This is a genomic window from Lebetimonas sp. JH292 (assembly GCF_000523275.1).
Classification (GTDB): domain Bacteria; phylum Campylobacterota; class Campylobacteria; order Campylobacterales; family Nautiliaceae; genus Lebetimonas.
In genome coordinates this window covers 1,409,216-1,432,051 of sequence record NZ_ATHQ01000001.1, presented here as the reverse complement: position 1 = coordinate 1,432,051, position 22,836 = coordinate 1,409,216, and the positions used below count along the sequence as shown (strand labels likewise).

At 30.5% G+C, this 22,836-nt stretch carries 34 protein-coding genes and 6 pseudogenes; 14 read left to right on the top strand and 26 right to left on the bottom strand.

The window, feature by feature from the left end:
- Nucleotides 1-222: 222 nt before the first annotated feature.
- The 4 genes and pseudogenes from DZ64_RS12440 to DZ64_RS14220 form a co-directional block, all read left to right on the top strand.
- On the top strand, nucleotides 223-381 hold the full coding sequence (locus tag DZ64_RS12440; RefSeq protein WP_156922647.1) for a hypothetical protein: 159 nt from the start codon (nucleotides 223-225) through the stop codon (nucleotides 379-381).
- The gene (locus tag DZ64_RS12910; RefSeq protein ID WP_201768493.1) at nucleotides 378-524 is read left to right on the top strand and encodes a hypothetical protein; all 147 of its coding nucleotides are present in this window, start codon (nucleotides 378-380) and stop codon (nucleotides 522-524) included. Before DZ64_RS12440 ends, DZ64_RS12910 begins: the two co-directional genes overlap by 4 nt.
- Nucleotides 524-709, top strand: a complete 186-nt coding sequence (locus DZ64_RS12905; protein WP_236618700.1) for a hypothetical protein — start codon at nucleotides 524-526, stop codon at nucleotides 707-709. The genes DZ64_RS12910 and DZ64_RS12905 overlap by 1 nt, the downstream gene beginning before the upstream one ends.
- Before the next feature lie 313 nt (nucleotides 710-1,022).
- Nucleotides 1,023-1,680 (top strand): annotated as a pseudogene (locus DZ64_RS14220) (AAA family ATPase); the annotation flags it as partial.
- A 719-nt stretch (nucleotides 1,681-2,399) separates the two neighbouring features.
- Here DZ64_RS14220 and DZ64_RS14215 read toward each other — a convergent pair.
- From DZ64_RS14215 to DZ64_RS13545, 13 genes and pseudogenes are all read right to left on the bottom strand, one after another.
- Nucleotides 2,400-2,974 (bottom strand): annotated as a pseudogene (locus DZ64_RS14215) (hypothetical protein); the annotation flags it as partial.
- A 643-nt stretch (nucleotides 2,975-3,617) separates the two neighbouring features.
- Entirely contained in the window at nucleotides 3,618-3,785 is a 168-nt protein-coding gene (locus DZ64_RS14210) for a restriction endonuclease subunit S (protein WP_369792122.1), read from the bottom strand.
- A 27-nt stretch (nucleotides 3,786-3,812) separates the two neighbouring features.
- Nucleotides 3,813-4,226 (bottom strand): hypothetical protein, encoded by a 414-nt coding sequence (locus DZ64_RS0108835; RefSeq protein WP_024790257.1) that lies wholly within the window; start codon nucleotides 4,224-4,226, stop codon nucleotides 3,813-3,815.
- Nucleotides 4,168-4,452 (bottom strand): hypothetical protein, encoded by a 285-nt coding sequence (locus DZ64_RS12425; protein WP_156922646.1) that lies wholly within the window; start codon nucleotides 4,450-4,452, stop codon nucleotides 4,168-4,170. Before DZ64_RS12425 ends, DZ64_RS0108835 begins: the two co-directional genes overlap by 59 nt.
- Nucleotides 4,453-4,846: 394 nt before the next feature.
- Nucleotides 4,847-5,221 carry a type I restriction-modification system subunit M gene (locus DZ64_RS12500; protein WP_024790256.1) on the bottom strand — a complete coding sequence of 125 codons (375 nt, stop codon included), beginning with the start codon at nucleotides 5,219-5,221 and terminating at the stop codon, nucleotides 4,847-4,849.
- A 38-nt stretch (nucleotides 5,222-5,259) separates the two neighbouring features.
- Nucleotides 5,260-5,418 carry a hypothetical protein gene (locus tag DZ64_RS12895; protein WP_201768489.1) on the bottom strand — a complete coding sequence of 53 codons (159 nt, stop codon included), beginning with the start codon at nucleotides 5,416-5,418 and terminating at the stop codon, nucleotides 5,260-5,262.
- 123 nt (nucleotides 5,419-5,541) lie between these two features.
- Nucleotides 5,542-6,200: pseudogene (gene rhuM / locus DZ64_RS14205) on the bottom strand (RhuM family protein); the annotation flags it as partial.
- Nucleotides 6,201-6,246: 46 nt separating this feature from the next.
- Nucleotides 6,247-7,135: pseudogene (locus tag DZ64_RS14200) on the bottom strand (type I restriction-modification enzyme R subunit C-terminal domain-containing protein); the annotation flags it as partial.
- Between the two features lie 848 nt (nucleotides 7,136-7,983).
- Nucleotides 7,984-8,124, bottom strand: coding sequence for a hypothetical protein (locus tag DZ64_RS12870; RefSeq protein ID WP_201768487.1), 141 nt, complete (start codon nucleotides 8,122-8,124; stop codon nucleotides 7,984-7,986).
- A 21-nt stretch (nucleotides 8,125-8,145) separates the two neighbouring features.
- Nucleotides 8,146-8,373 carry a 4Fe-4S dicluster domain-containing protein gene (locus DZ64_RS11075; protein WP_084029383.1) on the bottom strand — a complete coding sequence of 76 codons (228 nt, stop codon included), beginning with the start codon at nucleotides 8,371-8,373 and terminating at the stop codon, nucleotides 8,146-8,148.
- Complete coding sequence (locus DZ64_RS12490) at nucleotides 8,337-9,128, bottom strand: NifB/NifX family molybdenum-iron cluster-binding protein (RefSeq protein WP_162147542.1); 792 nt, start codon at nucleotides 9,126-9,128, stop codon at nucleotides 8,337-8,339. Before DZ64_RS12490 ends, DZ64_RS11075 begins: the two co-directional genes overlap by 37 nt.
- Before the next feature lie 274 nt (nucleotides 9,129-9,402).
- Nucleotides 9,403-9,762 carry a hypothetical protein gene (locus tag DZ64_RS0108775; RefSeq protein WP_024790249.1) on the bottom strand — a complete coding sequence of 120 codons (360 nt, stop codon included), beginning with the start codon at nucleotides 9,760-9,762 and terminating at the stop codon, nucleotides 9,403-9,405.
- Nucleotides 9,763-9,767: 5 nt separating this feature from the next.
- The gene (locus DZ64_RS13545) at nucleotides 9,768-10,001 is read right to left on the bottom strand and encodes a hypothetical protein (protein ID WP_255327553.1); all 234 of its coding nucleotides are present in this window, start codon (nucleotides 9,999-10,001) and stop codon (nucleotides 9,768-9,770) included.
- Nucleotides 10,002-10,048: 47 nt separating this feature from the next.
- Here DZ64_RS13545 and DZ64_RS0108765 point away from each other — a divergent pair, with 47 nt between their 5' ends.
- Complete coding sequence (locus DZ64_RS0108765; RefSeq protein ID WP_024790248.1) at nucleotides 10,049-10,270, top strand: hypothetical protein; 222 nt, start codon at nucleotides 10,049-10,051, stop codon at nucleotides 10,268-10,270.
- Nucleotides 10,263-10,526 (top strand): ankyrin repeat domain-containing protein, encoded by a 264-nt coding sequence (locus DZ64_RS0108760; protein ID WP_024790247.1) that lies wholly within the window; start codon nucleotides 10,263-10,265, stop codon nucleotides 10,524-10,526. Before DZ64_RS0108765 ends, DZ64_RS0108760 begins: the two co-directional genes overlap by 8 nt.
- 355 nt (nucleotides 10,527-10,881) lie before the next feature.
- On the opposite strand, the gene DZ64_RS12400 is transcribed toward DZ64_RS0108760, so the two are convergent.
- The 10 genes from DZ64_RS12400 to DZ64_RS12390 form a co-directional block, all read right to left on the bottom strand.
- Complete coding sequence (locus DZ64_RS12400; protein ID WP_156922644.1) at nucleotides 10,882-11,049, bottom strand: hypothetical protein; 168 nt, start codon at nucleotides 11,047-11,049, stop codon at nucleotides 10,882-10,884.
- A 174-nt stretch (nucleotides 11,050-11,223) separates the two neighbouring features.
- Nucleotides 11,224-11,514 (bottom strand): hypothetical protein, encoded by a 291-nt coding sequence (locus DZ64_RS0108740; protein ID WP_024790246.1) that lies wholly within the window; start codon nucleotides 11,512-11,514, stop codon nucleotides 11,224-11,226.
- 283 nt (nucleotides 11,515-11,797) lie between these two features.
- Nucleotides 11,798-12,304, bottom strand: coding sequence for an AAA family ATPase (locus tag DZ64_RS11060; protein ID WP_051430025.1), 507 nt, complete (start codon nucleotides 12,302-12,304; stop codon nucleotides 11,798-11,800).
- A 102-nt stretch (nucleotides 12,305-12,406) separates the two neighbouring features.
- Entirely contained in the window at nucleotides 12,407-12,667 is a 261-nt protein-coding gene (locus tag DZ64_RS12865; protein ID WP_024790245.1) for an FprA family A-type flavoprotein, read from the bottom strand.
- Nucleotides 12,636-12,857, bottom strand: coding sequence for a hypothetical protein (locus DZ64_RS12860; RefSeq protein WP_024790244.1), 222 nt, complete (start codon nucleotides 12,855-12,857; stop codon nucleotides 12,636-12,638). The genes DZ64_RS12865 and DZ64_RS12860 overlap by 32 nt, the downstream gene beginning before the upstream one ends.
- A complete protein-coding gene (locus DZ64_RS12855; protein ID WP_236618699.1) occupies nucleotides 12,854-13,087 on the bottom strand; it encodes a hypothetical protein in 234 nt (77 codons plus the stop codon). The genes DZ64_RS12860 and DZ64_RS12855 overlap by 4 nt, the downstream gene beginning before the upstream one ends.
- Nucleotides 13,088-13,106: 19 nt before the next feature.
- Nucleotides 13,107-13,271, bottom strand: a complete 165-nt coding sequence (locus DZ64_RS12850; protein WP_201768486.1) for a hypothetical protein — start codon at nucleotides 13,269-13,271, stop codon at nucleotides 13,107-13,109.
- 36 nt (nucleotides 13,272-13,307) lie between these two features.
- Nucleotides 13,308-13,454 carry a hypothetical protein gene (locus tag DZ64_RS12395; RefSeq protein WP_156922643.1) on the bottom strand — a complete coding sequence of 49 codons (147 nt, stop codon included), beginning with the start codon at nucleotides 13,452-13,454 and terminating at the stop codon, nucleotides 13,308-13,310.
- 215 nt (nucleotides 13,455-13,669) lie between these two features.
- Nucleotides 13,670-13,795, bottom strand: a complete 126-nt coding sequence (locus DZ64_RS13825) for a hypothetical protein (RefSeq protein ID WP_255327527.1) — start codon at nucleotides 13,793-13,795, stop codon at nucleotides 13,670-13,672.
- Between the two features lies 1 nt (nucleotide 13,796).
- Nucleotides 13,797-13,937: a hypothetical protein gene (locus tag DZ64_RS12390; RefSeq protein ID WP_156922642.1), complete on the bottom strand. Its 141-nt coding sequence runs from the start codon at nucleotides 13,935-13,937 to the stop codon at nucleotides 13,797-13,799.
- A gap of 645 nt (nucleotides 13,938-14,582) precedes the next feature.
- Between DZ64_RS12390 and DZ64_RS0108690 the strand changes: the two genes are divergently transcribed.
- The 3 genes and pseudogenes from DZ64_RS0108690 (at nucleotide 14,583) to DZ64_RS11050 (ending at nucleotide 16,600) form a co-directional block, all read left to right on the top strand.
- Nucleotides 14,583-14,960, top strand: a complete 378-nt coding sequence (locus DZ64_RS0108690) for a hypothetical protein (protein ID WP_156922641.1) — start codon at nucleotides 14,583-14,585, stop codon at nucleotides 14,958-14,960.
- A gap of 25 nt (nucleotides 14,961-14,985) precedes the next feature.
- Nucleotides 14,986-15,472, top strand: a pseudogene (locus tag DZ64_RS0108680) (sigma 54-interacting transcriptional regulator).
- Between the two features lie 66 nt (nucleotides 15,473-15,538).
- A pseudogene (locus DZ64_RS11050) lies at nucleotides 15,539-16,600 on the top strand (IS256 family transposase).
- Nucleotides 16,601-17,016: 416 nt separating this feature from the next.
- On the opposite strand, the gene DZ64_RS0108670 reads toward DZ64_RS11050, so the two are convergent.
- Nucleotides 17,017-17,328 (bottom strand): Arm DNA-binding domain-containing protein, encoded by a 312-nt coding sequence (locus DZ64_RS0108670; RefSeq protein ID WP_024790240.1) that lies wholly within the window; start codon nucleotides 17,326-17,328, stop codon nucleotides 17,017-17,019.
- A gap of 186 nt (nucleotides 17,329-17,514) precedes the next feature.
- Here DZ64_RS0108670 and DZ64_RS0108665 point away from each other — a divergent pair, with 186 nt between their 5' ends.
- The 5 genes from DZ64_RS0108665 (at nucleotide 17,515) to DZ64_RS0108635 (ending at nucleotide 21,026) form a co-directional block, all read left to right on the top strand.
- Nucleotides 17,515-17,745, top strand: coding sequence for a hypothetical protein (locus DZ64_RS0108665; protein ID WP_024790239.1), 231 nt, complete (start codon nucleotides 17,515-17,517; stop codon nucleotides 17,743-17,745).
- A gap of 1,753 nt (nucleotides 17,746-19,498) precedes the next feature.
- On the top strand, nucleotides 19,499-19,624 hold the full coding sequence (locus DZ64_RS13820) for a hypothetical protein (RefSeq protein ID WP_255327525.1): 126 nt from the start codon (nucleotides 19,499-19,501) through the stop codon (nucleotides 19,622-19,624).
- Between the two features lie 344 nt (nucleotides 19,625-19,968).
- Complete coding sequence (locus tag DZ64_RS12385; RefSeq protein ID WP_156922639.1) at nucleotides 19,969-20,124, top strand: hypothetical protein; 156 nt, start codon at nucleotides 19,969-19,971, stop codon at nucleotides 20,122-20,124.
- On the top strand, nucleotides 20,114-20,350 hold the full coding sequence (locus DZ64_RS0108640) for a hypothetical protein (RefSeq protein WP_024790238.1): 237 nt from the start codon (nucleotides 20,114-20,116) through the stop codon (nucleotides 20,348-20,350). Before DZ64_RS12385 ends, DZ64_RS0108640 begins: the two co-directional genes overlap by 11 nt.
- A gap of 481 nt (nucleotides 20,351-20,831) precedes the next feature.
- Entirely contained in the window at nucleotides 20,832-21,026 is a 195-nt protein-coding gene (locus tag DZ64_RS0108635) for a DndE family protein (protein ID WP_024790237.1), read from the top strand.
- 175 nt (nucleotides 21,027-21,201) lie between these two features.
- On the opposite strand, the gene DZ64_RS0108630 is transcribed toward DZ64_RS0108635, so the two are convergent.
- Both DZ64_RS0108630 and DZ64_RS0108625 read right to left on the bottom strand, forming a co-directional pair.
- Entirely contained in the window at nucleotides 21,202-22,410 is a 1,209-nt protein-coding gene (locus DZ64_RS0108630) for an IS256 family transposase (protein WP_024790236.1), read from the bottom strand.
- A gap of 45 nt (nucleotides 22,411-22,455) precedes the next feature.
- Nucleotides 22,456-22,827 carry a Crp/Fnr family transcriptional regulator gene (locus tag DZ64_RS0108625; RefSeq protein ID WP_024790235.1) on the bottom strand — a complete coding sequence of 124 codons (372 nt, stop codon included), beginning with the start codon at nucleotides 22,825-22,827 and terminating at the stop codon, nucleotides 22,456-22,458.
- Nucleotides 22,828-22,836 lie beyond the last annotated feature (9 nt).

The window sequence follows — 22,836 nt, the reverse complement described above, 5'->3', positions numbered from 1 at the left end:
TATACATAAAAAAAGGAGCAGTTTTGAAAATAAAATATAAAAATAAATTTTATTATTTGGAAGATATACCGCTTCTTTATATGATAAAAATTCAATCCCGGTTGAATTTGATACTCAGCTTATAATAACCATGCTTTTTATAAGGTTTCAAAATATATAACAGTTATTGTCCTGTTTGATAAAGATAATGAATTCTCAGACATTTACGGTTTAACAATTAAAATGGAAGATAAGGAAACTATTACAAAAGCGCTCATTTTAATATCAAAAGACGGGGCAATATATTATGATCCTGATGATGTTTATCAAAAATTTAATTTAGAAAAACTAAAAAGAAAAATAATCTCTTCAAAAGAGATTTATAACAATAAAGGAATATGAAAGAATTAATTAAAAACATAAAAAAAGAGATTAAAGAAAATAAAACAGTTCCTTATTTGGGTATAGGAATTTTTAAAAATGTTAAAACAAAAGAGGGCGAGCAGATGCCTTATGATTCCGATTCACTTATTTTCCGAGACTAATGTATGAATTTTCAAGAGCAGCTATGCATTTGGAACAAAGAAGAGGTTATGAATATATCCAACAGCTGACAAACTGGATATATTCCAAACCGTTTGAGCCTACGGAAATACACAAAGAAATTGTAAATTTAAATCATATACTTATTGTAGGAAATACAAACAAAGCAGTATATAAAAACCGATGATGAAGAGCTGAAAAACGCACGAAACATTTTTTTTAAACCTATGGGTTCGACGGATTATGTAGATTGGATTACAGAAGTCATGGGCGGATTTGCGGTTCCCGCTTTTTTAAAAAAATACAGAAAAGGCAAAAAATATCTTTTTTTAGGTGCTGATTTTTCAAAAGACACAGAAAGGATGGTGGCAAATGAACTGACTTTGGATTTAGATGGAGGATATTATGTAAAAGAACCCCCTCTTAGTAAAAAAGAGGAAAAATTTTTAAAAAGACATAATTTAACACATATTCCGATATCTCTGGAAGAAAGGTTTAATATGGATAACGAAAAAATATGTTCGTTTTGCGGAAGAAAACAGAGCGAAGTGGAAAAAATGTTTTCCACTGAAAAGTCAACAATTTGCAGCGAATGTGTAAAAACATGTAAAGTGCTTCAAAAAGCAAACTACCTTCAAGAAAAGAAAAAATTGTGGGACATCTTGACAAATATATAATTGGACAGGAAAAAGCCAAAAAAATACTGGCAGTTGCCCTGTATAACCATTACAAAAGAATTGAAAACCCTGTATATAATGACATAGAACTCGAAAAAAGCAATATTATGCTGATAGGCCCGACAGGCAGCGGAAAAACGCTTCTTGCAAAAACACCCGTTTGCCATTGCGGATGCGACTTCTTTAACAGAAGCCGGATATGTGGGGGGTATATTATCAAGGCTTTTGGTTGCGGCAAATTACAATTGTAGAATTTGCACAAAAAGGCATCATATATATTGACGAAATAGACAAACTTGCAAAAAAAAGTGAAAGTGCCGCCATAGGAAGGGATGTTTCAGGAGAAGGAGTGCAGCAGGGACTTTTAAAAATACTGGAAGGCTCTGATGTGTATGTGCCTGTAAAAGGTAATAAAAAAAGCAATTCCGACACTGTTTTAATAAACACATCCCATATTTTATTTATATGCGGTGGTGCATTTGTAAAATAAAACAAAAATATTTGATAATAAAACAATACCGGGCGTTTTTTGACATGGACGGAATAGAGCTTGTTTTTGAAGAAGAAATAATGCTTCCTGTTTTATATTATTATTACAAAAGATTTTATTTTAGGCAGTAAAAAAGAGCCTGTTTATGAATTTAAAAAGAGCGAACAATTGAATTAAATACTTGAAAGTTGAAAATATATTATCTTTGTATTAAAAATTTTTGATATTTTAAAGTATCTTCAATGTCCTCTTGTCAGACCTTTCTTTTTCAATAAGTCTCTTGGAAAAATATGGTGAACATCACCTCTTTGTTCAATCAAGTTTTTTACGGTAATATCTTTCGATAAAAAACCTTTATTATTAAAATAGCATTGAAAAAACGTTAAATACAGGACTTGTAGAACTTGAAGTATTTAATCTTTGAATTAATTCTGCATTCCAAAGAAATATTTTTTATGTCAAAATCAAATCTGCTTTCAGGGGAACCGGAATATCAGTAAGGACAAACCATTTTTTTACATATTTTTCAATTAAAGCAGATCATCGCATTTACAGATCTAATCAATCTATTATCAACAAAACCTGCGGATTTTATAATCATTAAAAATCTTTTAAAATTTGTTTCGTTAATAAAGTTCTTTACGTTGAATTTGAATGTAAATGCAACTCTTAAAATATCTTTGTAGGTTGGATCATATATTCAGCAATATGAGAATAAAATTCAGGAGCAATCGCTAAATGGCTAAAATAATCTATTGCTTTTCGCAAAAGATTACCGCCATATTCTTCATTTGCTGCAATTTTTGACATAACAAAATCTGCCTGACTTAATTCAACACCCTGACTATTAATTCGGATAAAGATTTCTGTTACCTTTTCAATATCGAGATGTCCGCTTAATTCTATAAGCCCAATCTGTTTTTTGGGAATATTTATCAAATCCTGAAAAACTGTCTGAATTTTTAATTTATCCTCTCTAAATAGTTTCCAACTATATCGAATAAATTACCGTTAAAAACAGTTGAAATATCATCTACCCATTTTTTGTCTTTTGCAATAGCAGGTGTTAAAGTCTTTTTTTCTTATGATAAACCGTCTTTGAGTTTAATGTTTGGGTTTCTCCAAGCAATGATATATCCGATTGGATAACCTTGATACCCATCAAATCTCTGACTTTCGTAGAACTCCATACAAAAGGCCTTTGAATTTCGGGAATTGCTATTTCTCCTGATTTTACCCAAGATATCAGGGTTTCGATTAACGGCTGATTTACTGTATATCCCACGAAATAAGAGATTTGCAAATTATCTGTTTTTCCCCTTCAAATTTACTTATTGCATCTTCATAATCAAGGCCTCCCAAAATATTGAAGTAGGTAATGGATTAAAACTCGTTGATTATTTCCACCACCTTTAAAAGTAACTTCTTTGAAGAAGTAAACATTGTGCGTAAGTATGAAAATCTGTTTTATTCCATTAGTTCCGTTTTTTACATTTACTACAATTTTATCCCCAACTCCTGTATCATTTGTGCTACCTCTTAACATATGATAAAAATACCCTCTTCAAGCATAAAATTTGTAAAACCAAATAGCTTTAAAATCTTGTTAATTTCATTTACTGTTGGTATTATCAAGTTTATGTATTAGCTTACCAATTTCAATATCTTCTTTACCGACAATCTTTGTTTTTAAAATTTCAGAATTTTCATATTTGGATAAATCATCAAATGTAAATTCATCAATAGGGTCATAAGCCTTTCTTCATCTACATCATCACTTCTTTTTTGCTTCTTCTATAAATTTCTGAATACCAGTTGCATCTTTGTATATAAAAACATCTATTGGTGAAGTTGCCCATTCTAAATTACAGTGTGGATGTAGAAATATCAGCAATCACTTTTCCTTATTTCGGCATTTTTTTCGCTTTTTAGTATCTCTTCTTCCATTTTTCAACTATGGCTTTTTGTTCGGCAAGCGGGGGAAGGGCAATTTTAATATTTTTAAATGAATTTACAGATACACCTCCTCTTAACCCTTTCTCTTTGTTTATTAAATTCAGATTTAAAATGTGGAGAGTTATACAAAATATAGATATTTTAAAATTTACTTCATTTATGGTATTTCATACATCTTGTGCGGTAATACCGATTTTTTTACCAGAACTACCACCTTCAATACAAATCAATACTGTATTTTTAGGTGCAATTTTGAATTTTTCTAATTCTTTTGTAGGATTATAGTTTATTCCTCTCATATTAAATTCTACATCTTTTGTCCCAATATAAATTAACCCTTTTTGTTGTTTTGTATATTTAGCTTCTTTTTCTGATTTATTTATACTGTTACCAGTGTATAATTCTGCTAATTCACTTATATAACACCAAACCCAACCATTTTTTCTTTTTCTGTTTTTATGTTTTAAAAGTTCGCTTGCAGGTTCAATATTAGGGTTTTGTTTTCGCCAGTCGGCCGTTAACTTACCTTGTATAGCTTCTTGTAAAATGGATTGTTTGAGCTTTTTGGATTTGGATTTCATTTATTGTTTTATTTATTTTATCATACAGCTTTATCAATCTTCTGGCTTGCGGATGAATAACAGGCATATTGTCAATATTTTCACCTCTATCCACCATGAAAGATAAATAATATTTATTTCTATCTAATACTTTAATTAAGTATTTATGGTGATTTAGAGAGTATTTATCGTTTTCGTCAATTAAAAAACAGCGACTTAAAGCCCGTCCATTAGGAACATCACTCATTACGATTGCTATTTCACCTCTTGTGTGATTGGCGGTAGCGGTTTTTCTTTGCGGATTTTTTTCTTTTTTATGAGTTTTTCTTTTTCTGCTTTTATGCTTTTAAAAGTTCGCTTGCCGGTTCAACATCCGGGTTTTGTTTTCGCCAATCTTTGGTTAGTTTGCCTTGTATGGCTTGCTGTAAAATAGCTTGTTTTATATCATTCATCCTATTCAATGAATTCTGAAAAATGGTTATTGCCTCGGCTTACTTTCCAAGCTACCTCGCTTTCTTTACGGTTGTTCCACCACTCGTTTAAATTCATCAAATCTTATTGGTTTTGTTTTGCTGTAAGATTTTTGTCCTTTGGGTAAGCGGTGTTCGTAATACCAAATCTCTTTTGTAGGGCTTCCTTTTTCAAAAAACAATAAATTTTTTTACACCATCACCGGTAATTGAGCCATCGGGCAAAACAATAACAGCCCGTCCTTTGGGTTTTAATAGTTGTAACATTAAAATCACAAACAAGTCGGCAATTACATCCACTTGGTCTTTTCTTCCAATGCTGTTGTATTCTGTTTTTAAACTGTCTTTATATACATAATCGGGAACATCCATTTCGTGCAAAATCAAATTGGTTAAGCCCAAAACATAAGCAACTGGTTTAAGTTGCAAAATATATTCTTCATCAACGGTCAAGCACTTTTTCGCCCAATTTCGGGTTGGTGTGTAATATTCGCCTTTGTTTCCTGCATCACGCAATTCGTAAAATGCTTTCGTAAATATTATCAACAATATGCTTGTCTTCCGAATTATTAAAGTCAATTTCGTTAAGTTGGGTTTTTAATGCTTGTCAGTTCTCGTAATGTTGTAAACAGTTCTTTATCGTTTTGGGCATTGCTGTCTATAAAATTCAAAAGTTCATCGCCTGTAATTCCTTCGGGGTCGCTTGCCCAATTTCTCCATTGAAATTTTTCAGGAATTACCATCTTTTATGATTTCAAGTTCTTGGTCTTTGTCGTCCATTATTTTTAAAAACAACATCCAACCCAATTGCTCTAATCGTTGAGCATCGCCAGAGATACTCTTTTTTAATTGTTTTCGTCTTTATTTTGTTTTTCATCGTTTGATATTTTGCCTTTATAATTAAGAATTTGTTTATCGTTTAATTCCAGTATCTTATCTACATTTTCCCGCCAAAAATCTATTGTAATATCTTGTCTGTTTTTTGCTCTTAATTCGGCCTGTTAAGCGTATCAATCTCATCTTTTGTTAAATTTTTTGCAATATAAATATCTTGTTTTCTAACCATTTCACATCTCCAGGAAGTAAGTGCCATATTTGGTTTGTTGGCATTGGCACGCGAAACGATTATTTCTGCAGCAGTTTGTCCGGTAACGGCAAATAGCAACTTATTTTGTGTTTCGGTAAAAAACATTTGAGTAGCTTTGTATTTCACGAATACGCTCCAATAGTTCATCAAAATAATCGGGTCTGCCATCAGGATTTTTCAGGCGTTCGTCATCCATTACCCTTTGACCATATACTCTTTTAAGTTTCGATTTGCCCAAATTCTAAATTGAGTTCCTGTCAAGTATTCCTTGACAACTGAAAGTTCGTCTAACTCTCCTTCTTTCAGAATATTTTGAATGTGCAGGCTGATATTTTGTTTTGTGGTGGCAAAAAGTTCGGCCAATTGATTTTGATTCATCCAAACTGTTCCGTCCTTTGCCATCAAAGAAACGTATATGATGATTTGATTTTCTTTCATAAACTATGCTACCTTATAAAGTTCTTTTTCTACTTCTTTCAATGCCTTCTGTGCTTTCAATGGTTAATAACCCGTCATCGGCATATTTATCTAATAGTTTTTCCAAAACAAGTCTTGCTTTTTCTCCATATTTTGTAAAATAATTACGCTTTTTCACCTGATTTGCCCGTTCTTTTCTTGTTAATGGTTTTGCATCATATGCAATATGGCAAATCAAATCGAATGGGTCAAAATCTTTGCCTACTTCATCTTTTAGAGCGTCAAATAAAATTCCTTGTTCTTCCAATTCTTTTAACTTTTAAAGTGTTTTAAAACATCAAGATATTGCACTCTTTCGTTGATAATATTTACATCTACGCCGTTGACATAATATTTTACTCCTGTCTCTTGTTTCATCCTCTAAATTTGTTAAATCGTCGTCTTGTGTTACATCTTTTATCATTACAGGTTCACCGATTGGTAACATTACGAAAATCCATAATTGTAAAATAGGTTTTCCCGTATTCCTCATTTATTCGTGTGCCTCTGCCTATAATCGTCATTAATTTTGAAGTCGTTGCAATAACAGGATAAGGCTCACTTGGATTGATAAAACTGTCTAATTCTCTCTTACCATTTGCATTACATATTTGTTGTTCTCTTTGAATAAATCGGCATTGGCGTTAGCCAAAGCAGTTCTCATTCCTTCTGCGTGTTCAATGTCAACACAAAAAACAATAGTTTTAGCAAAGCGGTCGTAACCACTTTGTAAGGGGCAAGGAAACCATCATCAATTCCTTGTTTTAATGAATAAGTGTAAATCGGGACTGAATTTTTTATAAGCATCTTCGCTTTTACTATCTGAAAGTCCTTCTGGCTGTTTGGTCAATGAGTGAAGTTCTGTCTGCAAGAAAAAGTATTCGTTTTTTTGCACCGCTTTTCCAAAGTCTGTAAATTGTTTTTTACCGCTACCGTCTTGATGGTAATCTTGTTTTGCTATTTTTTTAACATCTTCGGTTTCAATCCCTCTATATTTTTTGTATTTCTCCCACAGGAATATAATCTGCAAATTTTCTTTTTCCTCTTGTTGTAATTTTCCCTTTTACATTGTGATGAATTTTGTTTTATTATTCATTTTTCAAATCTTTTTTTTTTATTTTCCAATATAAAATTTAATTCCTATAATACTAAATAACGGAAAAGTAAAAATATGACAGCGTAGTGGAATTTAGCAAAAATTTTACGTTAAAAAAATTGCACTCAACCCGTAAAGGCGCTTGCGTTTGCAATTTTTAGCAAAATTTGAGCGGTGCGTTAGCAAAATGAAGCCCTGAAGCTGTCATATTTTTATCTTTGTAGTTATTCTTATATATTTTACCATTTAGTCAGTGCCTTTTAAAAAACAGTTTATATGATTTAAAAAGAGCGAACAATTGAATTAAATACTTTTATTTCACTCAAATCCTCGGGAATTTCCTGAACTTCTTTTCCAATGCCCCTTAATTCCAGAGGAATATCTTTTCTGTATTTTTTACCTCTTAATGTAGGGGTTTTAAGTTTACCGCTTTTTGTAGTGCCTATTTTATATTTAGAGGAATTTAAAAAATATTTTTCAAATTCTTTAGTATAAGGGTAATCCCATGTTATTGTACCGGTTGATGGACATATAGCCGCACATTGCGGGTCCTCATAAACACCTGCGCACTCAATACATACTTCAGGTTTTACATAATAACGTTTTTCACCTGTAGGGTTTGATAAATCATCAACAATTGCGTTAACCGGGCAAACCTGTCTGCATGCATCAGTTTATACAGCTTTCTCCTATAATTACAGCCATTTTTTTCTCCTTATTTATATAATTTACTCCCACACTTACGTGTGCTTTTCTTAGTTCAATGGAAATATTTTCCCTGTAGGGCTTTGGTGAAACTTTAGGTGACATAAGCCCTTTTTTGCACTCTTATTACATAATTGTTACTTTTTCCAACATAGGCATATCCCATACAATACAGTCATCCACAGGACACACATCCGCACATTTAGGGACAGCCGAATCGACACATTCTATACATTTTTCCGGTTTTACATAAGTAAACTCTGCAAATTCCAAAGGTGAATTGTCCACACTAACTATAGCTGTTGCCGGACATTCATCTATACATGCCCCGCAGTATAAATCCTGAGTAACCATATCGGAGGATTGTTTTTTAACATATTCTGAATTTTTTCAATTGCATCTTTTATACTTTCGTTTTTATCCACTTTCACAGGGAAAATATTAAAAGAGTTTGCTATTTTTGAAGCTCCCGGTCCTATTTGTATGCAATAAAGTAAATCACACTCTTTTAATTTTCCGAATTTAAACAAAAGTTTTTCCCTCTCTTCATCAGGTTCGCTTACAAATTCTACTTTTTCAACAAACTCATTTTTATCTTTATCTAGCGCTTCTCTCTCTTCTAACGGAACTGTTTCTATAAAAGGTTTTTCTTTAACTGTAGGGAGCATTAAGCCTTTCTTTTTATGAACCCTTATTTTGTATTTACCTTCACTGTTTCCTTTTTCGTAATATTCACTGAATTCTTCAGTATAAGGCATATCCCATACAATACACCCTTCTGTCGGGCAAGCTTCGGCACATCTTGGCACATCTGCGTGTCCTACACACTCAACACAGGCTTCGGGTTTTACATAAAAGCGCTCACCCATAAACGGATTTCTGTCTTTTGAATCATCCAAAATTGCAGCAACCGGGCATTCTCCTGCACAGTCCCCGCAGCTTACACAAGTCTCGGTTATCATCACAGCCATTTTTTTCTCATCCAGAACATGCACCGAGATAACGAAGCCAGATTTCCGGAATATCGCCCGGGTTTTTTCTTTTGGCAAATTTTCAATCTGCTGGGCCTGAGGATGCCCGTTGTGAGCCGCTTTTATAAAATATTTCATTGATTTTTCTGTATCTTTGTCTTTGTAATAGAGGGCAAGTTTAAACTGTGCATTTTTGTCATTAAGCTCTGCTGCTTTTTCATAATATTCAATATATTTTTTGTTATTTTCTTTTTCATAAATGTTTGCTAAATAAAAAAATGCTTTTGCTTCGTATTTGATTTTAAAAATTCAAACATATCCATAATTACCCTTTTTTTAACCTATATACTAATTCTATAAAATAATCCAGCAGTATATGCAATGGACGGATAATCGGATTTTGAAACAGAGTTTATAACAAATTAAAAAAAGTGGAAATATAATTGAAAATATTCCAATCATAAGACTCCCGGAATTTGGTGAAAGCTGAAAAACAATGTTTCCTATTCTTCCAAGCCTTCCGAGGATTAATGCCGTAATTAAAATCCCCCCTATAAAACATTCTTTCTCCGTATTTTTCAGGTGCAACTACATAAAGTTTGTCCCCAAACATCAGCGTTAACGAAGGATGAGGTTTAATATCTATTCCCGATCTTCTGACTTTTGTAACAACTGCCCTTAAAGATTTCAGCTCATGCAGATATACATCCTCATTTTCCTCCAAATCGTCCGGATTTTGAGATTCAACCCTTTCTATGATGGTGATTTTCAACCTCTTTACCCAAATCCACCCTGAACATAACAGGAAGCATTCTTATAAAAAAAATTGTCACAAAAATACAAAACGGATAAACTTATAGGGTCGTTTTTAACTTCAAGAGCACTTGCGAGGGAAGGGACATTGGTCAGAGAGCCTGTAAGAATCCCGTCTATTACGCTTTTATCCAAATTAAAATATTTTCCCAGAAAATAAACACAAATAAAAATACTGAGTAATAAAAAAACTGCTATTATATTTAATTTAATCCAAAAAACCGATAAAAAATCAATTTTAGAAGATGAAATCAGTAAGAGATATTGAAAAAAATCTCTCTAAACAGAAAAATGTTTCAAAAAACGAAATATCCTCATACGAAATATTTGCAAATCTCCCGATAGATATTGTTTCAGCTACAGAAGAAAAAATTATAGAGTTCTGGTGGGAAGGAGATAACATAGAAAATATAAAATCTATGGCGGTTGAGAGCATTGAAAGTGTATTAAAGGAAATAAATGAATAAAAAAACTCTCTTTTGGCTTAAAAAAAACAATTTTAACCCGCTTGATATAAATATGCAGGACAATTACGGAAACACTGCACTTATGAAAGCCGCAATGGAAGGGAATATAGACGTTTTTGAAGATTTGTTAAATAACGGTGCGGATATTTTTATAAAAAACAACGACGGAAACAGTGTTTTATGGTTTGCCTGTTTTTCAAACTCTAAAAAAATAGTTGAAACCACTAATGTATGCCGCATCAACCGGAAAAAATGAAATAGCTGCAATGTTGATTAACTGTTGATTTGGCTGTGACACCTCAGATATTAAGATTACTCAGAAACTAATTTTTTTATCTCTTTTTGCAAAACTATTCTTTGAAGCGGATGAATTTGAAGGTTTCCCCTTTTTCATATTCTGAAACTTTCCCTTATAAACGGATGGAGATTATCTTTAATTTCAATAAGAAAAAGTAAATATTTTATTATATCTGTTTTTAATCTTTCATCTAGTCTGTTTTCCACTAATTTAACAAATTCACTTGCAGCTAAAGGATCGGCATAAATATCGTTCCAGATTTTACCGTTTATACCCTTATCAATTGCTAAATCCTTAAATTCAGGAACAAGTTTTAAGACATTATACTGACAAAGACATCCTCATCTTCTATCTGTCTTGGGTGAGAACCGGAAGGTCTGTAAAAAGCCCACTCCATTCTTGCCTGCGGGTCCCCTTTTTTTTCAAAATCCGGCTCTTCGCTTAATTTCGCAATTTCTTTTTTATAATGCAGATTTTCCAAAAATCCTCTTTAAAGGCTTAAAATGAATAACATCCCCGTATTTTTTTACTTTTTTGGTTTTTTAAATTTTCATCATTTTTACCGCCCCCGAAAGATTCATTATAAAGACTGTTATAAACCTCTTCAACACTTTTATTTCTGAATTTTTCCAGCAAAATTTCATTTTCATCTCTTTTACCCGTTCCAAATATTTTTCTTTCTCTCTTTCATACGGGAAGGATGCTTTAATAGTATATGAAAAAGCACATGTGCATACAGATATTTTAATGTTTCATTATCATAATAAGAAGCTTTTTTTTCATCAAAATATATTTTTTCACCGTCTGTTTCAATAACTTCATATTTATTGTTTTTTTGAATTAAAGGAATATTTAATGCCAAAAAACTTAAAAAGGGATTTTCAAAAAGAAATTCTATTCTTATTTTTTCAAATATATTTTTATATTCAGATGATATATTCGCCATATTTGCTTAGCCACTCTTCAAACTTTGTTCCTCTTTTACAGTCATAATATTCAACCAAAGCCGACTCCAGAGGAGATGCATTGGTTTTGTCTATTTCGGGAAACTCTCCGTTTAGAAGAGTAACCGATAGCTCCGTAAATCAACGGTAAAATTTCATTTATATTATCATTATGCTTTAATATATTTGATAGCATATGATAACTTCTCGGAGTTGCAAAGGCCGGGTTTGAATCATCCTCAACAACATCTGTAGAAAGCAAATCCGGACGAAAGCCCAAAAACCCTATAATATAATGGGCTTAAAATCTTCATATTTTGCTTCCACATACAAATGAACCATTCTGTTTACAAGTGGAGAGGGAAGCCTAAACACAACCCCTTTATCCTCCATTCTGTTTCCCGCGGCAATAATTCTCCAGCCTTTTGGAAGTTTATATTCTCCTAACTGCCTGTTTAAAATAAGCTGATAAACAGCTGCCTGAATAGAAGGAGCGGCGGAATTTAGTTCATCTAAAAACAAAATTCCTTGTGAATTTTCATCTTTTGGGAAAAATACAGGAGGCATCCAGATTGTTTGATTTTCTTTAATGGAAGGAATACCCCTTAAATCAACAGGGTCAAGCTGTGAGAGCCTTATATCGATTAACTGAAGATTCTTTTTCTTTGCTATATCCGCAACTATATAAGATTTTCCTATTCCAGGGGAGCCGTGTATAAAAACCGGAATATCTGTATTGATTAAAATTTCTAAATATTTATATAATTCACTTGTGGAAATGGAAACAGACATTATATTTGCATTTCTTTCATTTTACCCATTGCTATTTCAGCCAGTTCAAAACCAAACTCTTCACACTCTTTTAATTCTTCGCCGGTTGGTATAAGCTTTTTTTTAAAGGTTTGTTTGCATTCTGAATTTTAACTTTGACATTCTCTCATGAAGCATATCCGCAGCTTCCCCACTCCATCCGTAAGAGCCGAATGTTGCCCCTATTTTACCGTTATTTTCAATAAGTGCAACACAGGAAAGCAAATCCCATGCCGGTTTTACGGCATCTGAATTGATAGTGGGAGAGCCGATTAATACAACATCCATATTCGGTGTTTCTAAAGCTTCAAGGTCATATACACCTGAAACGAATTTTATCTGCACCTTTTGCAATATGTTTGGCCATTTTTAATGTATTTCCGTAACTGCTTATATAAAAAATTGAAAATATTTTTTGAATATAACTCATGGGATTTGTTCTTAAAACAGGGCCGTGCAAAGATGCAATAATTGAAATATCAAATTTTTTGTAAAGCTTTAAAGCGTTTAAAATAAACGATTTAAACGGTCTCATAATATGCAGATAATAATATTTAAATGCATAGGAAAAATCGCCCACCTTGTCGTCAAATAGTCTTTCATCCTGCTCATAGTATCCGGCCAGTGAAGAAAAGGTGTGCTTAAAAATTCTATTGTTTTATTACCTAAAGAAATTTTTTTTCCCGTGCCTGCCACCTCAAAATTTACATCTTTTTTCATAAGTTTAAAAAGGGCTCCCGAATGGTCTGGTTCTAAATGGTGCAAAACTATATACTTAATTTCATCATAATCGCAAACCTCTTCTAAACGCATGAAAAACTGCGATGAAAATTCTTTTTTGACTTACACATACACCCTCATCCCCTCTTATTACATAAGAGTTGTAAGAACTTCCGTTTGCCGTTCTCATAATAATGTCAAACGTTCTGATTTTAGAATCAAAACGCATAATTTTATTGCATGTTTCATATCTTAATATACATTACTATCTCGCCCTCCTTTTTAATATTACACTGACACCAATAAGACTCAATGTTTTGAGCTTTTTTTCAGATGGTTCATTAAGACATTCCATTCCTTTTTCAACAACCGCCACGCATGTTGAACCCCCGACCCTGCATCCAAATTCCATTGAAGCCCCTGTTTTCTCAGCTATTTTTCTAGCGCTTTAACTTTTATATTGTCATCTTTTAAATATACTGTTGCCATAATTATCCTTTATTTAATTATGTAATATTTTTATCTTTAGTTACTTATATTTACTCAGTGCCTGAAAAAAAGCATTAAATTATTTTAAAGCCGGATAAACAAATTCTTTTGGCATTATGTTTTTTAACCGGGAGCTTTTTACTGCATAACCGAATCAAAAAGAGAATCAATCAATTCATAATTTTTACTTATATAAACAAAAGAGTCCTCCCCCATAAATTTAAAAATATTGATAATATGCCAAGCTTCTTTTTTTAATGTCATTTTAACCTCCTATTGAGATGATATAATGGATTTTTTCATTTGTTTTTAAAAACCTCTGCCACGCCTTATCGTAAAAGGCGCCTATAGCACTGACCTTCCATCCCCTTTCAACCGCTTCTAAATATATTTTTTGCCCAAGCATACCGGGATTTTATCAAGCGTAATTAAATAAAGTGAAAATTCATCTAAAAATTTAAGCATGTAAAAAAAGAAAAAATAAAAATCCAAATATGAATCTCTTTTTTTTTGTATCCACTTCCCATTCGGTATAGTTTGTCGGAAAGACTTTTATTACAGGGATTTTTTAAGATACTTTTGTCTTTTTAATCTCCCCTGTGTAAAAAGCGGCGAGTGCAAATTCTTCATTACAAAAGCCCATAAATTTATTTATTTTTTTATATTCTTTTATTTCTGTTTGATAAATCTCTTTTTTGCATATTTTTGAAGCGGCCAAAAGAGGTTAATTTTGATTTTTTGGCATTAACATGATAAATCCCGCTTATTATGTTTTTTATTCCCCTTATCTGGACATACAGTTCTGTAGGATGTAAATTTCCGGCTGAGGGTATGTTTAACCTGATATAAGGTTTTTTATTGATTTTTTAAACAATCTTGATAAATAAATTTTTTTAACATCTGTTAAATGGGATATTCCTTCATTAAAGGCTGACTTTCCCAATCTATAAATTTTGTATTTTTAGCAACATTTTTATATGTAAGCGAAGTTTTTTCATACATCAGTTTACCCCTGTTTTTTTAATTATATGCATTTTTTATTCGGATATGGATGCCTGATGACTTTTCTTTAGAAAAATGTAAAAACTGCAAGGCTTTAAACTCATACAAACATATGAAACTCTTATATGAAATATCTAATTTATTAAACAGTTATGAAGATATTGGAAAAAGTATTGAAAAAAGTCTAAATTTACTAAAAAATGAGCAATATTTTGAAAGAGGAGCCCTTTTTGTTTATGAAGAGGAGAACAATTGTCTCTCTTTGTTTGCATCTGTTGGCCTTACATCCCAACAGAAAAAATTAGCTATTTACAAATTAGGAGAAGGCGCAACACTTGGCACAAGAAACACATCAATTATTTCATATGTGGCGGTTCCCATTATAAAACCAATATTCGGCTCACTTTCCATCAGAATACAGGTTTGAAAATATAATTGCAAAAAGCACAAAAATGAAAAAAATTTTTAATTTAGTTGAAAAAATCGCCCCAAGTGATGCAACCGTTCTTATCAGGGGGGAAACCGGAACAGGAAAAGAATTAATTGCCACCGCAATACACAATTTAAGCAGAAGAAAAAACGGCCCTTTAATCAAATTAAACTGTGCGGCCACTTCTTGAATCCGAACTTTTCGGACATGAAAAAGGTGCTTTTACCGATGCAAAGGAAACAAAAAAAGGACGTTTCGAACTGGCCAACGGAGGAACGCTATTTCTTGATGAAATAGGAGATATTTCACCAAATATGCAGGTAAAACTTCTGAGGAAATTTAGAAAAGATTTAAAATTTATGAAAGAAAAGCTCATTCAGTATCCGTGGCCCGGGAATATAAGAGAACTTCAAAATATTGTCGAAAGGATAGTGCTGATTTGCCCTGCCGGAGAAATTAAACCGGAAATGCTTGATTTTGTACTTCCTTATAGTTTCCAAAAAGTGTAGATTAAAACGGGACTGTTATAAATTCCGTGTCAGTCAAGGTAAAATACTAAAAATGAAAGGACTGACATGGAGAAATTTAATTTTGACAAAGCAGTAAAAGATTTATTAGCAGGTAAAAAGATAGGTGGGAAAGATGGAGTATTAGCTCCATTAATTAAAGAATTGGTAGAAGCTGCACTTGAAGCAGAGATTGAAACATCAAACAACGATAAGTGATGAAATAGAAGAGAAGATATTATCATTATATGCACTTGGAATGAGCTACAAAGATATAAAATCACATATTGAAGAGCTTTATCAAATTTCTATTTCATCAGCTACAATAAATGCAATAACGGATAAAATAATACCAAAAATCAAAGAGTGGCAATCAAGACCTTTAGAGAATATATATCCATTTGTATTTATGGATGCAATTCATTATAAAATTAAAGAAGATGGGAAATATGTAAATAAAGCGGTTTATACTATATTGGGAATTAATATAAGAGGAAAAAAAGAAATTTTAGGACTTTATTTAAGTGAAAGTGAAGGAGCAAATTTCTGGCTTCAGGTTTTAACAGATTTAAATAACAGAGGAGTAGAGGATATACTTATTGCAAGTGTTGACGGATTAAAAGGATTTCCGGAAGCCATTAATTCAATATTTCCAAAAACAGAGGTTCAGTTATGTATAATTCATCAGGTTAGGAATTCATTAAAATATGTAGCTTCTAAAGATAAAAAAGAGTTTATGAAAGATTTAAAAAAAGTATATCAGGCAATATCCAAAGAACAGGCTGAAACTGAACTTGACAATATTGAAGAAAAATGGGGAGATAAATATCCTATAGTCATTAAATCCTGGAGAAACAAGTGGAATAATTTATCTAATTATTTTAAATATCCAAAACCTATAAGAAAAGTAATTTATACAACCAATATTATTGAATCGGTTCATAGACAATTCAGAAAACTTACTAAAACTAAAGGCGCTTTTCCAAATGAAAACAGCTTACTGAAATTACTCTATATGGGTATACAAAATACAGGAAAAAATGGACTATGCCTATTAAAAACTGGAATCTTACACTCTCTCAACTGGCAATTTTCTTTGAGGGAAGACTGGATGATGCTTTAAAGTTATGATATAATTTCCTCAGCTGACACGGAATTATGAACGGTCTCCTCTCAACTGGCAATTTTCTTTGAGGGAAGACTGGATGATGCTTTAAAGTTATGATATAATTTCCTCAGCTGACACGGAATTATGAACGGTCTCCTTTTATCTCTATATTCTGCAACAGTTGATAATAAATCAAGAGTTTCAAATTGAGCTTTCTCAAGTTTAAATGTAGCTTTTTTAACTTCTTCTTGTAAAGTTTTATTATATTCTTTTAATATTTTCCCCTGCCTCTAAAGCTTTTAATTTTACTTCATTATCTCCTACATCTGTAATCATCACACATAATTTTTTGTTGTCTTTTTAGTATTGTTTTGCGTTCTAACCTGTTTAAATTTTTTTATTGTGTCTATAATGTCTTTTTCTACTCTTCTTAACAATTTTAAATAAGTAACGTCTGCAATGTTTTGTTCTTTAAATTCCAACCGTTTTCTTCCATTTCAACTTTTTCAGCTTCAATTTGTTCTTTTTTTTCTCTTTGTTTTTCCTGTAAAGGATCAATTCCACTTGCAATTTTTTCTCTAATTTCCAAATTCATTTTTCTTGCCTGCATAAGCTTTAACACCTTTTTACCTGTTTTTCTTATGCGCAAATATAATCCTTCTTCAATTCTAATCCATTCTTCTTTGCCTGTCGGCTTAAGGTTTTTAATAACAACGGCTGTAATCTTTTTTGTCCCCAGATTTGTCCCCAAAATCGCATTGTTTTTGCCCCGGGGACAACTCTGGGGACAAATTTTTTTAAATAACAACACGTTTAACAGAATAACGTATTTTCGGGATGTTTAACATTAAAGTGTCTGAGATTAAATTGTTTTAAAAGTAGTATATGATGCAGGAGAGATGCACCAATATTTAGTTTATAGTAGATTATTAAAGCTATGAAAGTTTATAAAATTTTATTGACTTCTATTAAAAATATGTATACTAATGGTTTATATTTAGTTGTCGAAAAAACTAAAAAAGTTTGGAGATTAAGATATAAATTAAAAGAATGGAAAACTCATAAACCTTTTACAGGCAATAGAGTTAAAGAGTTTAGTACAAAAAGGAATAGACTTACAAAAATGGAAAAAACAAAAAGAGTTAGAAAAAGAGAGATTACAAAATAGGAAAAGTGATACAAGAAGTGTAAACAAAACCTATAAAGCTAAAGAAGTTTTACATATTTTACGAGATTTATTTGAATTTGGAATTGATAATGATTATTTAGATTATAATCCAGCCTACAATATAAAAATTGATAGAATATTACCACAACACAAAGAACAGCACATCTCTGCTTTATTAGATATTGATGATTTAAGAGAACTTTATAAAAAAATATTAAACATAGAAAATCCGATAACTTCAAAGATAATTCAATTTCAAGCTTTGACTATCCTCCGTAATGGAAATATCCGTAATCTTAGATGGGAATATATAAGAAGTAATGAAAGCTACACATAGTGATTTTAGATTACCACTTACAGATACTTTAATTGCAATTTTAGAGTCTTTTAAACGATTAAGTGGAGATAAGGAGTTTGTATTTATTTCAAGTAAAACTAATAAGCAAACAAAAAGGCTATAAAGTATCTACACATCTACATCTACAAATTTTTTTGATTTTTGCTTTTTTATCAATAAAATTATAGTTCTAACTATAAATTTTGCTATAATTCTTTCTAGTTATACTTCTTAAAAATTTAAATACTACTTATAAGAGGTATTTTTATGAGGAATTAAAAAAAGATGAAAAACTATTAGCAATTATGGGTGCAAGAGGTGTGGGGAAAACTACGACACTTCTTAAATGAAAAATTATATATGGATTGATGCAGAAAATCTTTTTGAAATAGCAGATACTTTTTTTAAAGAATATGGCAAATTTTTAAAAAAGGCTTAAAAAATCAATTGATCATGCAAAAGCTGATTTAAGTAGAAGTGCATATGGAATGTTAAAAAAAACTATTAGCCTTTTTGTTTTCAATGTTTGCATCTCTCATCCTTTTAAACCAAATATGCAAGAACTTCTTATAAAAATGGATATGCCAAAGACATAATATGACATATAAAAAATTATTAGAAAGCCTGAAAAAAATTTTGAAATAAATGAGTATCCTTTTGAAATTAAAATAAAACAAAAAAACATATAAAAAATTTAAATATGCTTATATAGTTGTTGATGCTATGGAAATTGGCAGCGGAAATAAGATTCCGCTTTGGCTATTCGGATTTTTTTTATTAATTTTTAAATTTTTTTTTATAAACTTACTAAAACTAAAACAAATTGAATTAAATTAAATTTGAATAAAGAATCTTTAATATCAAAAAAAATTCTCTTAATTTAAACTATCAAATACTCCTCCAAGTGTTTTTAATAAATCTATAAATGATACTATACTACAAAATATGCAAGAGTTATTTTTTAGATTAACTAATCCAAATTTGTCTCAGTATTTTTCAACGAATATTATAAAATTTTCAAATATCACTTTTTTGCTTTTTAAGAATTTTTTACAAACACAAGATTTAGAAAAATCTTTAATTGTTACTAAGTATTTATTACATAATTTTCTAACAATAGAAAATAATTTATCAAAAAATAATGATACTCTTGAAAAAAAATAGTATTAAAAATTTTTTTAAACCTTTAAATAAAAATAAAATATTCACAATAATGAGGAACTCATAAATATTTTAAATAAATTGAAACACAAATATCCAATATATTACGAAATTTTCTTTAAAAACTTCAAATGTTCCTTTTAAATTTTATGACTTTAAACATTTCCTTTTTAATGTTTTTATGCTTTTTTTAGATAATTTAATAAAAAAAACAAAAAAAATAATGAAAGAAGAATTCTTAAAAGATTCACGTCCATGGGTTGTTCTACTACAGTATTGCATCTTACAATAGAAATGCTTCTTGAGTTACCTTCTGAAAAAAGAAAAAAAGTATTTATAGTTGCTGGAAATGCCAATTATTACAGAAATATAAAAACCTGAAATTAGATATCCAGCACCAAATGCCTCATTTAGATGGTGTACAGAAAGACTAAAAATAAAACCAGCAACAAAATATTTAACTTCTTTAGCACATAAATATAAATCTATTGTAATGCTTCTTGGAGTTAGGAAGGCTGAATCAAATATAGAAAAAAGAGAATTAAATTTCATAGGTTTTACTAAACACAATAGTGTTTTTTTATCTTCTAATAGCTTTAAATCCACAAGACCCAAGCTGTGGCAAGACAAGATTTGGATGTTGGGTATGTACAGTAGAATATTTTCAGGCATAAGTTGTTTGATAAAATCAATTAAAAAATAAATTAAAAGGGAAAAAACTAATTTTGGATGAAGAAATAATTCAAATACAGCATGAATGGGAAAACGATGGAGACTTTTTAAATGAATATAACGCAAAAGGATTAATTAGAAAAAATATATATAAACATTTAGATGAAGTAATAACAAGCTTTGCTAAAGGTAAAATAGATGTTAATTAAGAATAGAAATGAAAATTTTGAAGGATTAATTACTAAAAATAAACACCATGCTAAAATTGAAATTGAAACAAGTTATTTTCCTAAAAGTTTGAATAAGTTCTTTTTCTTTGATGGAGAAAAAATTCAAGAACTCTCAAATTTTGAAAATAAAGAATTGAAAGAAATGCTTGAATCGGTATTAAAACTTGATATATATGACTTTAAAAATTTTATTAAAAAAATATAGAAAACGAAAAAGAAAGCTTTAAAAGAATTTGAAAAATTAATTTGCTTTTAAGTCCTACTTAGATATGAAATATTATGAGAAGAACTTTCTAAAATTATTAATATAAAAAGAAAAAGAGACTAAAATAGAGTTCAAAAATAGATTAATCCAAGAAAAAATAAATACCGTAAATGACAGTATAAATGTATTAAAAGAAATAAAATTATCTCTTAAATCAAAAAAATTTTGAATTGCTTAAAGAATATAAAATCTGACATTAATTTAAGTCCTCTCAGCATCTTCTGGGCAAAAACAAATTATTGCCACTTCTTTAATTTGGGGAGTAAGTGAATATTTAGGAAAACATATTCCAATTTTATCCTAATGCTCAGGTAATAATGCTTCCTACTCCTAGTGAACTTAGGGCTGAAGAATTTGAACTTTTAAATAAGCATATTTCAGATAGATATTGCTTAACTCCTACATTACCAAAGGTTAAAAAATGCGAACAACAAAATTCATAGAAGAAAGTATCCCAAAAATTGCAAAACTTTATACAGATATTATTGCTTTAATGGTAGCTAATAATGATAATATTGAATTTAAAAATGAAAAAGAATTAGAAAAATATCTTGAACTTCATGCCCAAAGAGGCTTTGAAATTTTAACTTCTTCTTTAAACCAAAACAGTTTTTAGGCCATAAATCTTATAATTCGAGACCGTTCATAATTCCGTGTCAGCTGAGGAGATTATATCATAAGTTTAAAGCATCATCTAATCTTCCTTCAAAGAAAATTGCAAGTTGAGATAAAGTAAAACTCCTATTCTTTAAGAGACCGTTCAAAATTCCGTGTCAACTGAAGAGATTATATCATAACTTTAAAGCATCATCCAGTCTTCCCTCAAAGAAAATTGCCAGTTGAGAGAGTGTAAGATTCCAGTTTTTAATAGGCATAGTCCATTTTTTCTCTGCATTTTGTATACCCATATAGAGTAATTTCAGTAAGCTGTTTTCATTTGGAAAAGCGCCTTTAGTTTTAGTAAGTTTTCTGAATTGTCTATGAACCGATTCAATAATATTGGTTGTATAAATTACTTTTCTTATAGGTTTTGGATATTTAAAATAATTAGATAAATTATTCCACTTGTTTCTCCAGGATTTAATGACTATAGGATATTTATCTCCCCATTTTTCTTCAATATTGTCAAGTTCAGTTTCAGCCTGTTCTTTGGATATTGCCTGATATACTTTTTTTAAATCTTTCATAAACTCTTTTTTATCTTTAGAAGCTACATATTTTAATGAATTCCTAACCTGATGAATTATACATAACTGAACCTCTGTTTTTGGAAATATTGAATTAATGGCTTCCGGAAATCCTTTTAATCCGTCAACACTTGCAATAAGTATATCTTTTACTCCTCTGTTGTTTAAATCTGTTAAAACTTGAAGCCAGAAATTTGCTCCTTCACTTTCACTTAAATAAAGTCCTAAAATTTCTTTTTTTCCTCTTATATTAATTCCCAATATAGTATAAACCGCTTTATTTACATATTTCCCATCTTCTTTAATTTTATAATGAATTGCATCCATAAATACAAATGGATATATATTCTCTAAAGGTCTTGATTGCCACTCTTTGATTTTTGGTATGATTTTATCTGTTATTGTATTTATTGTAGAGGATGAAATAGAAATTTGATAAAGCTCTTCAATATGTGATTTTATATCTTTGTAGCTCATTCCAAGTGCATATAATGATAATATCTTCTCTTCTATTTCATCACTTATCGTTGTTTGATGTTTTTTTATTATTTGAGGCTCAAATCTACCCTCTCTATCTCTTGGAGTAGCTAATTCAAATTCTCCAGATGTTGATTTAACTGTTTTCTTGTTATAACCGTTTCTTCTATTTCTTTTACCTTCTAAAACTTCATCTGCAATATGAGATTCTATTTCTGCTTCAAGTGCAGCTTCTACCAATTCTTTAATTAATGGAGCTAATACTCCATCTTTCCCACCTATCTTTTTACCTGCTAATAAATCTTTTACTGCTTTGTCAAAATTAAATTTCTCCATGTCAGTCCTTTCATTTTTAGTATTTTACCTTGACTGACACGGAATTTATAACAGTCCCTTTTTTACCAAGACATCTCCTTTTTTTAAAAATTTTTTAAATTTTTCAAATTCTATTTTTAATATAATTCCGTCACTTTCCATTGCACAGTTTGCCGGATAAGGCATTTTTTCAAAATTTGCAAGTTCCGCTATAAGTGAAGGTGCAAAAAACTTATGAATAATAAGTTCGTTTCCTTTATTGTCAACCTTATATACTCTTGCAATTCCTTCTATTAAAAGATGTAAATAATGAGGTTCTTCTTTTTCATAAAAAACTATATCTTCTTTTTTAAGGTTTTTTACAATAATAAAATTCTTAATTTCATTAATATCTTTATCATCTAAATTTTTAAATAAAAAAATCTCTTTGAAATTCATCTTCTGCCT

Coding starts and splice junctions, on each gene's coding strand:
- DZ64_RS12440 (WP_156922647.1), top strand. CDS start 223: ATGGAAGATAAGGAAACTATTACAAAAGCGCTCATTTTAATATCAAAA.
- DZ64_RS12910 (WP_201768493.1), top strand. CDS start 378: ATGAAAGAATTAATTAAAAACATAAAAAAAGAGATTAAAGAAAATAAA.
- DZ64_RS12905 (WP_236618700.1), top strand. CDS start 524: ATGTATGAATTTTCAAGAGCAGCTATGCATTTGGAACAAAGAAGAGGT.
- DZ64_RS0108835 (WP_024790257.1), bottom strand. CDS start 4,226: ATGAAATCCAAATCCAAAAAGCTCAAACAATCCATTTTACAAGAAGCT.
- DZ64_RS12425 (WP_156922646.1), bottom strand. CDS start 4,452: ATGAGTGATGTTCCTAATGGACGGGCTTTAAGTCGCTGTTTTTTAATT.
- DZ64_RS12895 (WP_201768489.1), bottom strand. CDS start 5,418: ATGGTAATTCCTGAAAAATTTCAATGGAGAAATTGGGCAAGCGACCCC.
- DZ64_RS12870 (WP_201768487.1), bottom strand. CDS start 8,124: ATGTCACCTAAAGTTTCACCAAAGCCCTACAGGGAAAATATTTCCATT.
- DZ64_RS11075 (WP_084029383.1), bottom strand. CDS start 8,373: ATGGTTACTCAGGATTTATACTGCGGGGCATGTATAGATGAATGTCCG.
- DZ64_RS12490 (WP_162147542.1), bottom strand. CDS start 9,128: ATGAAATATTTTATAAAAGCGGCTCACAACGGGCATCCTCAGGCCCAG.
- DZ64_RS0108765 (WP_024790248.1), top strand. CDS start 10,049: ATGAAATCAGTAAGAGATATTGAAAAAAATCTCTCTAAACAGAAAAAT.
- DZ64_RS0108760 (WP_024790247.1), top strand. CDS start 10,263: ATGAATAAAAAAACTCTCTTTTGGCTTAAAAAAAACAATTTTAACCCG.
- DZ64_RS0108740 (WP_024790246.1), bottom strand. CDS start 11,514: ATGGCGAATATATCATCTGAATATAAAAATATATTTGAAAAAATAAGA.
- DZ64_RS11060 (WP_051430025.1), bottom strand. CDS start 12,304: ATGTCTGTTTCCATTTCCACAAGTGAATTATATAAATATTTAGAAATT.
- DZ64_RS12860 (WP_024790244.1), bottom strand. CDS start 12,857: ATGAGACCGTTTAAATCGTTTATTTTAAACGCTTTAAAGCTTTACAAA.
- DZ64_RS12850 (WP_201768486.1), bottom strand. CDS start 13,271: ATGCGTTTTGATTCTAAAATCAGAACGTTTGACATTATTATGAGAACG.
- DZ64_RS12395 (WP_156922643.1), bottom strand. CDS start 13,454: ATGGAATTTGGATGCAGGGTCGGGGGTTCAACATGCGTGGCGGTTGTT.
- DZ64_RS13825 (WP_255327527.1), bottom strand. CDS start 13,795: ATGACATTAAAAAAAGAAGCTTGGCATATTATCAATATTTTTAAATTT.
- DZ64_RS12390 (WP_156922642.1), bottom strand. CDS start 13,937: ATGCTTGGGCAAAAAATATATTTAGAAGCGGTTGAAAGGGGATGGAAG.
- DZ64_RS0108690 (WP_156922641.1), top strand. CDS start 14,583: ATGCCTGATGACTTTTCTTTAGAAAAATGTAAAAACTGCAAGGCTTTA.
- DZ64_RS0108665 (WP_024790239.1), top strand. CDS start 17,515: ATGAAAGTTTATAAAATTTTATTGACTTCTATTAAAAATATGTATACT.
- DZ64_RS13820 (WP_255327525.1), top strand. CDS start 19,499: ATGGGTTGTTCTACTACAGTATTGCATCTTACAATAGAAATGCTTCTT.
- DZ64_RS0108640 (WP_024790238.1), top strand. CDS start 20,114: ATGTTAATTAAGAATAGAAATGAAAATTTTGAAGGATTAATTACTAAA.
- DZ64_RS0108635 (WP_024790237.1), top strand. CDS start 20,832: ATGCGAACAACAAAATTCATAGAAGAAAGTATCCCAAAAATTGCAAAA.
- DZ64_RS0108630 (WP_024790236.1), bottom strand. CDS start 22,410: ATGGAGAAATTTAATTTTGACAAAGCAGTAAAAGATTTATTAGCAGGT.
- DZ64_RS0108625 (WP_024790235.1), bottom strand. CDS start 22,827: ATGAATTTCAAAGAGATTTTTTTATTTAAAAATTTAGATGATAAAGAT.